This window comes from Ramlibacter sp. (assembly GCF_013697775.1).
Classification (GTDB): Bacteria; Pseudomonadota; Gammaproteobacteria; order Burkholderiales; family Burkholderiaceae_C; genus Ramlibacter.
The window spans coordinates 1-12,334 of sequence record NZ_JACCWG010000162.1; the positions used below are offsets into that span (position 1 = coordinate 1).

Here is a 12,334-nt window from a genome sequence, read left to right on the forward strand (position 1 = left end):
GCCTGCGCCGCGGCGCTCACCGTGCCGTCGCCGCCGGCGGCCACCAGCACGCCGCCTTCCTCCTTGGCCTGGCGCGCCGCCTGGCGGCATGCAGCGGCGGGACCGGCATCTCGGTCCACCGGAACGAAGGTGTGGGCACGGCCGGCACGCTCGAACGCCTGCGCCAGCACGCCACGCGCCTGCTGCACCTCATGCCGCCCGGAACCGGGATTGAGGACAACGAACAAGGGCTGCTGCAAGGCGGGCCGCGACGCGGCTGCCGGCGCGCTCTCTGGAAATTGAATTGCGCGCATCCACGGCAGCTTAGGTGTGCGCCGCAGGCGCTCTTGTGGGAGAGGGGCTATCGCAGCTGTACGGAACCCGACACGTTGACCGTGACCGCGGCCTTGCCCGCTTCCACCGGCACCGCCTGGTCCATGGAAGCCGCCTTGGCTTCCATCGCCATCACGCGGCCGCGCATCGGAAAGGCCTGGTCGTTTGCGTTCACCGCCACCTCGCGCAGCGTGTAGCCGGAAAAACCGAAGGATTTGGCCAGCTCGGCCGCCTTGGCCTTGAAGCGCTCGATGGCCATGGACTGCGCTTCGGTTTCGGTGCGGGCGCGCTGCTCGCGGCTCAGGCCGAAGTTCACGCCGCCCAGGGTCATGGACGTGATGCGCCCGCCGGTCTGCGTGATCCGCTGGAAGTCGCGGCCTTCCAGCACCAGCTCGGCCGTGCCCTGCCAGCCGTTGATCTTGCCGTCGCGGTTGTTGCGCGGATAGAGCGCGAAATTGCCGGTGCGCACGTCCATCTGCCCCGGCTGCGCGTTCTTGCGCGCCTCGTTCAGCGCGGCATCCAGCGCAGTCTTCAGCGCCGACTGCACGGTTGCGGGATCGGGGCCGTCGCGGCTGGTCGTCAGCGTCATGTTCAGCATGTCCTGCTGCACTTCCACCGTTCCGGCGGCGCTCAGCTGCAGCACGTTCTGCGGTGGCGAAGAGGGCGCGGTCTGCGCGCCGGCATGCATGCAGGCGGCGAGCAGCGCGCCCGCCGGCCACCAGGGCTTCATTCGCATCGAGGGTCCTTCAGGTTCTGAGAAATCCAAGCGTGTCGAACCGACCACGCACCACGGGCAGCGGATCTGCGCCCCACCAGTCGCGCACGACGGTGGCATAGAGCTGGCGGAAATCCACGGTGTGGACCAGGTTCTGCGCCGCATCCAGCGCCGCCAGGTCCGGTGCGCGACCATACCAGCCGCCGCGCACCGCTCCGCCCGCGACGAACTGCGGCGCCGCCGTGCCGTGGTCGGTGCCGTTGCTCTGGTTCTGGCGCGCGCGGCGGCCGAATTCGGAGAAGGTCATCACCAGCGTGCGGTCCCAGGCACCGATTTCCATCAGCGCGCCGCGCAGCGCCGCCATGCCCTCGGCCAGCTGGCGCAGCAAGTTGGCATGCGTGCCCGGCTGGTTCTGGTGGGTGTCGAAGCTGCCGAGCGACAGCGTGAGGATGGGCACGCCCGCCTTGCCGCGCTGCGACGCCACGATCTCGCTGGCGGCGCGCACCGCGTTGCCGAAGGCACCGCGCGGAAATTCGGTGGTGAACGGATAGGGCGCACCGCGCAGGCCGTCGGCCGCGCGCGCCACGTCTTCCTCCACCCGCAGGATGTGCTGCAGGGCCGCGCTGCCGCGCACCGGCGCGGGCCGGGCCAGGCGCGCCTGCGCCAGGAACGCCTCGGGGTTGCCCAGCGACACGGCCCGGCTGCCCAGCAGCGGCCCCAGGTCGCCGCCGCCGATGTGCACGCCTTCGGCGGTGTAGCCGGGGCCCCCGGCCAGCGCGGTTTTCATTGCGCGCGTGAGCCAGCCGTCGTCGAGGTATTCGTTGCTGCGCGAGCCGGTTTCCCAGATCTCGATGGAGCGGAAGTGCGACAGGTTCGGCTGCGGATAGCCCACGCCCTGCACGATCGCCAGTTCGTTCTTCTCCCACAGCGCGACCAGCGGCTTCAGTTCCGGGTGCAGCCCCCAGCGCGGCTCCAGCCGGATCACCTCGTCGGCACGCACGCCGATGGTGGGCCGCAGCTGCGCATAGAGCGGATCGGCATGGGGCACAACGGTGTTCAGGCCGTCGTTGCCGCCCTTCAGCTCGATCAGCACCAGGATGCGGTCGGCCGCCCCCGCGGCACGCTGCGCCGCGCCCTGCGCCCAGGCCGGCGCCTGCAGTCCCAGCCAGGCGGCGGTGCCCGCCCCTTGCGCCATCTTCAGGAAGTCACGTCGCTGCATGGGTGTCATTTCAGTTGGTAGGCCGCATCCTGCAGCAGGGCACGCACCCAGCTGGATCCGACGGTGCCCGCCGCCACCGTCTGCACCGGCGGCAGCGGCAGCAGCGCGTGGGTCAGGCGGGCCTGCGCGGCGGCATCGGGCTCGCGGTCCGCGTGGGCGCCCACGCTGGCCAGGAACGCCGTGTCGTCGAAGCCCGGATAGCGCAGCAGCTGCTGCGCGAAGCGCTTGCGCTCCAGCAGCCGGGCCGCGTCGATCCAGTCGGTGTAGCCGGGCCAGCCCTTCACGTTGGGCGGCACCAGCAGGTTCTGTCCGAGCTGGGCCGACTTGGCGACCAGCGGCAGCGGATCGGCCACCGGCACGCCGAACTGCCGCACCGCGCCGACCACCAGTTCTACCGGCGACTTCACCAGCGTGCCGGGCGCATCCGGCGCCCAGAAGGCATCGGACAGCAGCAGTTCGCGCAGCACGGCGCCGATGTCCCAGCCGCCGGCGCGCCAGGCGGCGGCGATGCGTTCGACCTCGCGCGCATCGGGCGTGGGCGAGACGAACTCCTTCCACAGCTTGGCGGTGAGGAAGCGCGCGGCCGCGGGCTGCTCCAGCAGCAGGTCGAGCACGGCGTCGCCGTCGTAGTTGCCGCTGCGGCCGAACACCGTCTTCACGCCGGTGTCGTGGAAGGCGGGGCGGAAGCGGTAGGCGAAGTCCTGCCGCTCGATGCTCCAGCCGGTGAAGGCGCGCGCCGCCTCGCGGATGTCCTGCTCGCTGTAGCCGCCCAGGCCTTCGGAGGCGCGCGAGGCTTCGCCCAGCGTGAACAGCTCCATCACCTCGCGCGCGAAGTTCTCGTTGGGCGCCTGCTTGCGGCTGTTGGCGCCGTCCAGGTAGGCCAGCATCGCCGGGTCCTTGGCGGCGGCGTGCAGCAGGCCGCGGAAGTTGCCGAGCGCGTACTGGCGCAGCACCTGCTGCTGGTTCCACATGGCCTGCGCGCGCACCACTTTGCGCTGCGACGTGGCGAAGTGGCCGTGCCAGAACAGCACCATGCGCTCGGCCAAAGGCGCGGGCGTTTCGGCCATCTCGCGCATCCACCAGCCCTTGATCTCCTGGCTCTCGCGCAGCTGCTGCTGGCGGTAGGCCATGCGCTCCTCGGCGCTGGCAGGCAGCGCATCGACCGGCGCGAACTGCGGCGGAAGATGCAGCGGCCGCGCGGCCCGTGCTTGCGCGATCAGCGCGTCGACCGCCTGCGCGGCGCCCTGGCCTTGCAGCTGGCGCACCTGGTGCTCGGTGGGGGCGAAGCCGGTGCGCAGCAGCAGGTGGCGCGCCTGCGCCTGATCCAGCTGCGCGGGCGCCGCCTGTGCCGGCAAGGCGAAGACGGCGCACAGCGCGGCCGCAAGGATGAAGATGGCTCGGCGTTTCATGGTTCGTGATTCAACGCTGCGCCACCCCTTTCGAGGACGTCGCGCCAGTGAACGCTTGCGGTGTCCAGCAACATTTGTAACACTGTGTCAGACCCGTCCAAAAAACACGATTGCCGAGTTGGAAGACCCTCAGAATCGGCTCTGTTACAAATTGGACCGGGAGAATCATGACCCAAGCTGCAGCCCGTACCGACAAGATCCTCGTGGTCGACGACGACGCTCGCATTCGCGACCTGCTGCGCCGTTATCTGACGCAGGAGGGTTTCGAGGTCATCCTGGCGGAAGACGGCAAGGCCCTCAACCGCCTCATGCTGCGCGAAACGGCCGACCTCATCGTGCTCGACCTGATGATGCCGGGCGAGGACGGCCTGTCCATCTGCCGGCGGCTGCGTGCCGCCAACGACCGCACCCCGATCATCATGCTCACCGCCAAGGGTGAGGATGTCGACCGCATCGTCGGCCTGGAAGTCGGCGCCGACGACTATCTCGGCAAGCCGTTCAACCCGCGCGAACTGCTGGCCCGCGTGCACGCCGTGCTGCGCCGCCGTCCCGCGCAGGAAGCGCCCGGCGCACCGTCGAGCGACAACGAGGTCGTCACTTTCGGCCCGTTCGCCTTCGACCTGGGCGCACGCACGCTGCGCAAGAACGGCGACGAGCTGCCCCTGACCACCGGCGAGTTCGCCATGCTCAAGGCACTGGTGCGGCATCCGCGCCAGCCGCTGTCGCGCGAAAAGCTGGCCCAGCTGGCGCGCGGCCGCGAGTTCGAGCCCTTCGACCGCAGCCTGGACGTGCAGGTCTCGCGCCTACGCAAGCTGATCGAGGCCGATCCGGCATCGCCGCGCTACATCCAGACGGTCTGGGGTGTGGGCTACGTGTTCGTGCCGGACGGCGCGGGCTGACGGGCGGATTCATTCACCGCAGAGGCGCAGAGAAACGCAGAGGGCCGCAGAGAATCCATTGTTCTCTGCGGCCCTCTGTGTCCTCTGCGGTGAAGGATAGATATCCTTGCGCACACCATGATTCGCGGCGTCACCCATAGCATCGATGTCACCGGCCCGGCTCCGCTGGAGACCGCGCCCGCGCCGCTGGAAATGCGGCCCCGCCTGGGGTTGTCGCTGTTCTGGCGCACATTCTTCCTGCTCTCGCTGCTGCTGATCGGCTCCATCGTCGCTTGGCTGCAGACCTTCCGCGCGCTCGAGTTCGAGCCGCGCGCGGTGCAGACGGCGCAGCAGATAGCCTCGTTGGTGAACCTCAGCCGCGCCGCGCTGGTGCACGCCGACGCCATCGCCCGCGTCTCGCTCATCAAGACCCTGGCCGACCAGGAGGGCGTGCGCGTGGTGCCGCGCGAGCCGGCGGACAAGTTCGAGCCGCTGACCAGCGGCGCCATGGACCGCCGCATCGTCGACGAGCTGGTCGGCCGCCTGGGCCCCGGCATCGTCATGGCCAGCAGCGTCAACAAGGAAGAAGGCCTGTGGATCGGCTTCAAGATCGACGCCGATGCCTATTGGATGCTGCTGGACCGAACACGCTTCTCCACCGTGGGCGGCAAGACCTGGCTGGTCTGGCTGATCACGGCCGCCGCGCTGTCGCTGGCGGGCGCCGCGGTCATCGCGCGCCTGATCAACCGGCCGCTCAAGCAGCTGTCGTTCGCCGCCAGCCGCGTGCGCGACGGCGATTTCGATGCGAGCCGGCTGGACGAGAAGGCCGTCACCAGCGAGATCCGCGAGGTCAACATCGGCTTCAACCGCATGGCGCAGCAGCTCGCCAAGATCGAGCAGGACCGCGCCGTCATGCTGGCCGGCATTTCGCACGACCTGCGCACGCCGCTGGCCCGCCTGCGGCTGGAAACCGAGATGAGCGTGGCCGACGCGGATGCGCGCGAGCACATGGCCTCCGACATCGACCAGCTCGACGCCATCATCGACAAGTTCCTCGACTACGCGCGTCCCGACCACGCCGAGCTCAAGCCGGTGTGCCTGAACGACGTGATCGAGGCCTGCATCTACGCCATCCAGGACCACGGCGACATCCGCATCAACCTGGACGTGAGCAAGAACCTCTACGTGCTGGCCGACGAAGTCGAACTCGCGCGCGTGATCTCCAACCTGCTGGAGAACGCGCGCCGCTACGGCAAGACGCCGGAGACCGGCATCGCGGTGGTGGACGTCGCCGGCAAGTCGCGCAACGACTGGGTGCTGCTGAAGGTGCGCGACCACGGCATGGGCGTGGCGCCCGAGGCGCTGCCCAACCTGGTGAAGCCGTTCTTCCGCGGCGACGCGGCGCGCACCGCGGCCACCGGCGCCGGCCTGGGCCTGGCCATCGTCGACAAGACGGTGCAGCGCATGGGCGGCATCTTCGCCCTGGCCAACACCACCTCGGGCGGGCTGGCCGCGCACATCAAGCTGCAGAAGCCGAAGGCGCCGGAGCACGAGCAATCGGCGCCGCGCGAGAACCGGCGCCTGCGCCCGCGCCCTCCCGAGCCGCAAGCCGAACCGGCTGCCTGAGCGCGGCCTTTGGGCGGCTCAGGCAGCGGCCTGCAGCAGCACCACGGCACGCGCCTCGATGCCCTGGCCCTGACCCACGGGGCCGAGCCGTTCCGCCGTCTTGGCCTTCACGTTGACTTCCGCCGGCTGCAGGTCCAGCGCGCGCGCGATGTGCTCGCGCATGGCGGGAATGTGCGTTGCCAGCCGCGGCGCCTGGGCGACGATGGTGCTGTCCACGTTGACGATCTGCCAGCCTTCGGCGCGCACGCGCGCTGCCGCCTCGGTCAGCAGCAGCACCGAGTCCGCGCCGCGAAAGCGCTCGTCGGTGTCGGGAAAATGCGTGCCGATGTCGCCCAGCCCCGCCGCGCCGACCAGCGCATCGACGATGGCGTGCAGCAGCACGTCGGCATCGGAATGCCCCAGCAGGCCATGCGTGTGCGGGATCTCGATGCCGCCCAGCATCAGCTTGCGGCCCGGCACCAGCGCGTGGGAATCCCAGCCTTCGCCGATGCGCAGTTTTGGCAGCTTTGGCGGCGTCAAATCACCCATGCGTCAGCGGCGGCTGCGCAGCACGGCTTCGGCCATGGCGAAGTCGTCCGGATAGGTGACCTTGAAGTTCTGCGCGCCCGCGGGCACCAGCAGCGGCCGCAAGCCCAAGGCTTCGATGGCGCCGGCCTCGTCGGTGGCGATGTCGCCGGCGTGCTCCAGCGCCTGGCGCAGCATGCCCAGGCGGAACATCTGCGGCGTCTGGGCCAGCCATTTGTCCTCGCGGCCGATGGTGGCGCGCACGCGCCCGTCCTGGGCCTCCTTCAGAGTGTCGGGCAGCGGGTAGGCCAGCAGGCCGCCCACCTCGTCGTCCACGCAGGCGTCGATCAGCCGGTCGACGAGTTCGGGCGTGATGAGGCAGCGCGCGGCGTCGTGCACCAGCACCCAGTCGGCGTCGGTGGCGCCTGCGCGGCGCAGCTCGCGCAGGCCGTTGGCCACGCTCTCGGCGCGGGTGCCGCCGCCGCAGGGCACGACCAGCGCCGAGGTGCTGGGGTTGCGGTCGAAAAAGCCGTCGCCGGGCGCCACCACGACCATGGTGCGCACGATGCGCTGCACCGCGGCGAAGGCCGACAGCGTGTGCCAGACCATGGGCTGGCCGGCCACGCGCTCGTACTGCTTGGGCCCGGTGGTGCCGGCACGGCTGCCGTTGCCGGCACAGGGGACCAGCGCGAAGAAACGGACAGTCGCCGAGGCAGGGGAAACGGGGGGATTGGTTGCGCTTGCGTTCATTGCGGTCGCTTCATTCTAGAATCGTGCCACACCCCTGCCTGCTGTGGCCGGGGTGTTTTGCATTCTTCATGGAATTACCCAAGCTCTCCCCTGGCAAGCGTTTTAACCTTCCCCGTCCCGTGGGTTCGGCGGATGCATTGCTCATCGCGCGCCTCGCCGAGCGCGAAACACCCGCGCGCCGCGTCACGGCGGTGGTCACCGCCGACGCCACCGACGCGCAGCGCCTGATCGACGAACTGGCGTTCTTCTCGCCCGGGCTGCGCTGTGCGCTGTTCCCCGACTGGGAAACCCTGCCCTACGACCAGTTCTCGCCGCACCAGGACCTGATCAGCGAGCGGCTGGCCACGCTGTGGCGCATCCTGCAGGGCGAGGCCGACGTGGTGCTGATCCCGGCCACCACCGCGCTGTACCGCGTGGCGCCGCCGGCCTTCCTGGCGGGCTACACATTCCACTTCACGGTCAGGCAGAAGCTGGACGAGGCGCGGCTGAAGGCGCAGCTGACGCTCGCCGGCTACAACCACGTGACGCAGGTGGTGAGCCCGGGCGAATACGCGGTGCGCGGCGGCCTGATCGACCTGTACCCGATGGGTTCGCTGGTGCCGTTCCGGGTGGACCTGTTCGACGACGAGGTCGACTCCATCCGCACCTTCGACCCCGACAGCCAGCGCAGCCTGTACCCGGTGCCCGAAGTGCGCCTGCTGCCGGGCCGCGAGTTCCCGATGGACGAGCCGGCGCGCGCGAAATTCCGCAGCCGCTGGCGCGAGCTGCTGGAAGGCGACCCGACCAAGAGCCGCATCTACAAGGATATCGGCGCGGGCGTCGCCACCGCCGGCATCGAGTACTACCTGCCGCTGTTCTTCGACGACACGGCAACCGTGTTCGACTACCTCGGCAAGGACGCGACGCTGGTGCTGCACGGCGAGCTGGAGCCCGCGTTCCAGCGTTTCTGGCAGGACACGCGCGACCGCTTCCGCCTGGTGCAGGGCGACCCCGAGCGGCCGGTGCTGCCGCCCGAAGCGCTGTTCCTCAGCTCCGAGCAGTTCTACGTGCAGGCCAACGCGCATGCGCAGCTGGCCATCAAACCCGTTCGCCCTGAGCCTGTCGAAGGGCCGGCTTCGACAGGCTCAGCCCGAACGGAGTTGGGGCTGTCGGCCCGAACGGAAGCCGAACAGGAGATCTCGGCCTACCCCGAATTCGGCCCGCTGCCCGACCTCTCCGTGGTGCGCGGTGCCGAGGAGCCGCTGGCGCGCCTGAAGCAGCATGCCGCCAACACGCCGCACCGCCTCCTGGTGCTGGCCGAGAGCGCGGGACGGCGCGAAAGCCTGCTGGACTTCCTGCGCGCCAGCCACCTGTCGCTGCCGGCCTTCGACACCCTGGCCGAATTCGCGGCCAGCGAGGAGAAGCTGGGCATCGCCACCGCGGCCCTGGTCACCGGCTTCAGCTGGATCGAGCATGGCATCGACCTGGTCACCGAGACCGAGCTGTTCGCCGCCGGCCCTACCGCGCGGCGGCGCAAGAAGCAGGAACAGGTCAACGACGTCGAAGCGCTGATCAAGGACCTGTCGGAGCTGAACCTGGGCGACCCGGTGGTGCATGCGGCGCACGGCATCGGCCGCTACCGCGGGCTGGTCAACATGGACCTGGGCCAGGGAAGCACGGAATTCCTGCACCTGGAATATGCCGACAAGGCCACGCTGTACGTGCCGGTGAGCCAGCTGCACCTGATCAGCCGCTACACCGGCGTCAGCGCCGACGAGGCGCCGCTGCACAGGCTGGGCTCGGGCCAGTGGGACAAGGCCAGGCGCAAGGCCGCCGAGCAGGTGCGCGACAGCGCGGCCGAACTGCTGAACATCTATGCCCGCCGGGCCGCGCGCGAAGGCCATGCCTTCCGCTTCAGCGCGCAGGACTACGAGGCCTTCTCCAACGAGTTCGGCTTCGACGAAACCGCCGACCAGAACGCCGCCATCCACGCGGTGATCCAGGACATGGTGTCGCCGCGCCCCATGGACCGGCTGGTGTGCGGCGACGTCGGCTTCGGCAAGACTGAAGTCGCCCTGCGCGCCGCCTTCATCGCCGTCACCGGCGGACGCCAGGTGGCGTTCCTCGCGCCCACCACGCTGCTGGCCGAGCAGCACTACCAGACGCTGGTGGACCGCTTCAGCAAGTGGCCGGTGAAGGTGGCGGAGATGAGCCGCTTTCGCTCCACCAAGGAAATCACCGCGGCGTCCAAGGGACTGGCCGACGGCACCATCGACATCGTGGTCGGCACGCACAAGCTCCTGTCCGCGTCGGTGAAGTTCAAGAACCTGGGCCTGCTGATCATCGACGAGGAGCACCGTTTCGGCGTGCGCCACAAGGAGGCGGTGAAGGCCCTGCGTGCCGAGGTGGATGTGCTCACGCTCACCGCCACGCCGATCCCGCGCACGCTGGGCATGGCGCTGGAAGGCCTGCGCGATCTGTCGGTAATCGCCACCGCGCCGCAACGGCGCCTGGCCATCAAGACCTTCGTGCGCAACGAGGGCACGGGCGTGATCCGCGAGGCGGTGCTGCGCGAATTGAAGCGCGGCGGCCAGGTCTACTTCCTGCATAACGAGGTGGACACCATCCAGAACCGGCGCGAGCAGCTGGAGCGCCTGCTGCCGGAAGCGCGCATCGGCGTGGCGCACGGCCAGATGCCCGAGCGCGAGCTGGAACGCGTGATGCGCGACTTCGTGGCGCAGCGCTTCAACCTGCTGCTGTGCTCCACCATCATCGAGACCGGCATCGACGTGCCGACCGCCAACACCATCGTGATGGCGCGCGCCGACAAGTTCGGCCTGGCGCAGCTGCACCAGCTGCGCGGGCGCGTCGGCCGCAGCCACCACCAGGCCTACGCCTACCTGATGGTGCCGGACACCGAGAGCCTGACCAAGCAGGCGGCGCAGCGGCTGGACGCGATCCAGCAGATGGAGGAGCTGGGCTCGGGCTTCTACCTGGCCATGCACGACCTGGAGATCCGCGGCGCCGGCGAGGTGTTGGGCGAGAACCAGAGCGGCAACATGCTGGAGGTCGGCTTCCAGCTGTACAACGAGATGCTGTCGGAAGCGGTGCGCTCGCTCAAGGCAGGCAAGGAACCCGACCTGCTGTCGCCGCTGGCCGTCACCACCGACATCAACCTGCACGCGCCGGCGCTGCTGCCCGACGATTACTGCGGCGACGTGCACCTGCGCCTGTCGTTCTACAAGAAGCTCGCCACCGCCAAGAACGTCGACCAGATCGACCACCTGCTCGAAGAGATCGTCGACCGTTTCGGCAAGCTCCCGCCGCAGGGCCAGACGCTGATCGACGTGCACCGCCTGCGCGTGCTGGCGCGGCCCTACGGCGTGGCGAAGGTGGATGCGGCGCCCGGCGTCATCCACATCACATTCCGCCCCAACCCGCCGATCGATCCGATGCGCATCATCGAGCTGGTGCAAAAAAACCGGCACATCAAGCTGGCCGGCAACGACCGCCTGCGCATCGAGCGCGAGCTGAAGGAGCCGAAGGACCGCGCGCAGATGGTGCGCGACGTGCTGCGCTCGCTGGGCCAGCCAAAGGTGGCCGAAGCCGCCTGAACCCGATGCAACACATCCACGCAATGACTTCCTCCCCCCGCGAACTCTCTCCCGGCCTGGTCGTCCAGGGCATCGCCTCGTCCATGTCGCTGAAGGACTTCAAGCTCATCGCCTTCGACATGGATTCCACGCTGATCAACATCGAATGCGTGGACGAGATCGCCGATGCGGTCGGCATGAAGGCCGAGGTCGCCGCCATCACCGAGGCCGCCATGCGCGGCGAGATCGCCGACTACAAGGAGAGCCTGCGCCGTCGCGTGGCCCTGCTGCGCGGCGTGACGGTGGCCGACCTGGAACAGGTCTACGTCGAGCGCCTGCGGCTCAACGCGGGCGCCGAAGAACTGGTGCGCGCCTGCAAGGCCGCCGGCCTGAAGGTGCTGCTGGTGTCCGGCGGCTTTACCTTCTTCACCGACCGCCTGCGCGACCGGCTCGGCATCGACTTCACGCGCTCGAACATGCTGGAGATCGCGTCCGGCGCCAATTGCGGCGAGCTCACCGGCCGCCTGGTGGACCAGCCCTGGGGCGACATCTGCGACGGCGAGGAAAAGCGCCGCATGCTGCTGCAGACTTGTGCCGACCTGGGCATCTCGCCCAAGCAGGCGATCGCCATGGGCGACGGCGCCAACGACCTGCCGATGATGAGCGAAACCGGCCTGTCGGTGGCCTACCACGCCAAGCCCAGGGTGCGGGAACAGGCGATGGTGGCGATCAACGCGGGCGGCCTGGACCGGCTGCTGGAAGTGGTGCGGCCCGGCTGATCAGGCGCGCTCGATGCGCGGCCTGCCCGCCTGCACGGCGAAGCGCGCCAGCGTGGACACGGCGCTGTCGGCGCGCGCCACGTCGTCCACCGCGCGCAGGCTCACCGTCAGCTGCGCAGGCGTGAATTCCGCCATGCCGTAGCCGCGCTTGAAACCGTCAGCGAAGACGAAATGCGGGTTGTCGGCCATGCGCTCGCCGATGCGCTCGGGCGCCGACGAGCGGGACGTGATGCTGGTGCCGCAGAACTCCACGCCCAGCGCGGCGCTTTCGGGTCTGTCGTAGTCGGCCTTCACGTGGCCGACCCAGTTCTCGTGCACGTCCCCGCCCAACAGCACGGCGTCGGCCACGCGGTGGCGCTGCAGCGACTGCGTGAGGCGCCCGCGCGCGGCCGCGTAGCCGTCCCAGCCGTCGTTCCACAGGCTCTGGCCGGGGCCGGGCTTGAAGTCGCGCTGGCCGAACAGCGTGGACTGGCCGAGCACGGTCCAGCCGGTGGCCGGCGCGGCCAGCTGCGCGTCCAGCCACTGCTCCTGCGCCGCGCCCAGCATGGTGCGGCGCGGGTCGGTCCAGGC

At 69.6% G+C, this 12,334-nt stretch carries 11 protein-coding genes; 4 read left to right on the forward strand and 7 right to left on the reverse strand.

Annotated elements, in window-relative coordinates; all coding sequences use genetic code 11:
• From H0U68_RS08190 to H0U68_RS08205, 4 genes are all read right to left on the reverse strand, one after another.
• Positions 1 to 227 (reverse strand): diacylglycerol kinase family protein (locus H0U68_RS08190; protein WP_296354468.1); only part of this gene is annotated, 227 nt, incomplete at its 3' end.
• Between the two features lie 113 nt (positions 228 to 340).
• On the reverse strand, positions 341 to 1,000 hold the full coding sequence (locus H0U68_RS08195; RefSeq protein ID WP_296354488.1) for an SIMPL domain-containing protein: 660 nt from the start codon (positions 998 to 1,000) through the stop codon (positions 341 to 343).
• A gap of 58 nt (positions 1,001 to 1,058) precedes the next feature.
• Positions 1,059 to 2,246 carry a DUF1501 domain-containing protein gene (locus H0U68_RS08200; RefSeq protein WP_296354470.1) on the reverse strand — a complete coding sequence of 396 codons (1,188 nt, stop codon included), beginning with the start codon at positions 2,244 to 2,246 and terminating at the stop codon, positions 1,059 to 1,061.
• Positions 2,247 to 2,251: 5 nt separating this feature from the next.
• Positions 2,252 to 3,655 carry a DUF1800 domain-containing protein gene (locus H0U68_RS08205; protein WP_296354472.1) on the reverse strand — a complete coding sequence of 468 codons (1,404 nt, stop codon included), beginning with the start codon at positions 3,653 to 3,655 and terminating at the stop codon, positions 2,252 to 2,254.
• Between the two features lie 167 nt (positions 3,656 to 3,822).
• Between H0U68_RS08205 and ompR the strand changes: the two genes are divergently transcribed.
• Entirely contained in the window at positions 3,823 to 4,554 is a 732-nt protein-coding gene (ompR, locus tag H0U68_RS08210; protein ID WP_296354474.1) for a two-component system response regulator OmpR, read from the forward strand.
• A 117-nt stretch (positions 4,555 to 4,671) separates the two neighbouring features.
• Positions 4,672 to 6,159 carry a sensor histidine kinase gene (locus H0U68_RS08215; RefSeq protein WP_296354476.1) on the forward strand — a complete coding sequence of 496 codons (1,488 nt, stop codon included), beginning with the start codon at positions 4,672 to 4,674 and terminating at the stop codon, positions 6,157 to 6,159.
• An 18-nt stretch (positions 6,160 to 6,177) separates the two neighbouring features.
• Here the strand turns inward: H0U68_RS08215 and ispF are convergent, their stop codons facing one another.
• Positions 6,178 to 6,687 carry a 2-C-methyl-D-erythritol 2,4-cyclodiphosphate synthase gene (gene ispF / locus H0U68_RS08220; RefSeq protein WP_296354479.1) on the reverse strand — a complete coding sequence of 170 codons (510 nt, stop codon included), beginning with the start codon at positions 6,685 to 6,687 and terminating at the stop codon, positions 6,178 to 6,180.
• A 3-nt stretch (positions 6,688 to 6,690) separates the two neighbouring features.
• Entirely contained in the window at positions 6,691 to 7,413 is a 723-nt protein-coding gene (ispD, locus tag H0U68_RS08225) for a 2-C-methyl-D-erythritol 4-phosphate cytidylyltransferase (RefSeq protein WP_296354481.1), read from the reverse strand.
• Between the two features lie 68 nt (positions 7,414 to 7,481).
• On the opposite strand from ispD, the gene mfd reads away from it, so the two are divergent.
• Positions 7,482 to 11,006 (forward strand): transcription-repair coupling factor, encoded by a 3,525-nt coding sequence (gene mfd, locus H0U68_RS08230; RefSeq protein WP_296354483.1) that lies wholly within the window; start codon positions 7,482 to 7,484, stop codon positions 11,004 to 11,006.
• A 23-nt stretch (positions 11,007 to 11,029) separates the two neighbouring features.
• On the forward strand, positions 11,030 to 11,764 hold the full coding sequence (serB, locus tag H0U68_RS08235; protein ID WP_296354485.1) for a phosphoserine phosphatase SerB: 735 nt from the start codon (positions 11,030 to 11,032) through the stop codon (positions 11,762 to 11,764).
• On the opposite strand, the gene H0U68_RS08240 is transcribed toward serB, so the two are convergent.
• A partial coding sequence (locus H0U68_RS08240; protein ID WP_296354486.1) for an alkaline phosphatase D family protein occupies positions 11,765 to 12,334 on the reverse strand: 570 nt, incomplete at its 5' end.

What these genes read in the sequence shown, in the direction of transcription:
- H0U68_RS08195 (WP_296354488.1), bottom strand. Translation starts at nt 1,000, where the DNA reads ATGCATGCCGGCGCGCAGACCGCGCCCTCTTCGCCACCGCAGAACGTG.
- H0U68_RS08200 (WP_296354470.1), bottom strand. Translation starts at nt 2,246, where the DNA reads ATGCAGCGACGTGACTTCCTGAAGATGGCGCAAGGGGCGGGCACCGCC.
- H0U68_RS08205 (WP_296354472.1), bottom strand. Translation starts at nt 3,655, where the DNA reads ATGAAACGCCGAGCCATCTTCATCCTTGCGGCCGCGCTGTGCGCCGTC.
- ompR (WP_296354474.1), top strand. Translation starts at nt 3,823, where the DNA reads ATGACCCAAGCTGCAGCCCGTACCGACAAGATCCTCGTGGTCGACGAC.
- H0U68_RS08215 (WP_296354476.1), top strand. Translation starts at nt 4,672, where the DNA reads ATGATTCGCGGCGTCACCCATAGCATCGATGTCACCGGCCCGGCTCCG.
- ispF (WP_296354479.1), bottom strand. Translation starts at nt 6,687, where the DNA reads ATGGGTGATTTGACGCCGCCAAAGCTGCCAAAACTGCGCATCGGCGAA.
- ispD (WP_296354481.1), bottom strand. Translation starts at nt 7,413, where the DNA reads ATGAACGCAAGCGCAACCAATCCCCCCGTTTCCCCTGCCTCGGCGACT.
- mfd (WP_296354483.1), top strand. Translation starts at nt 7,482, where the DNA reads ATGGAATTACCCAAGCTCTCCCCTGGCAAGCGTTTTAACCTTCCCCGT.
- serB (WP_296354485.1), top strand. Translation starts at nt 11,030, where the DNA reads ATGACTTCCTCCCCCCGCGAACTCTCTCCCGGCCTGGTCGTCCAGGGC.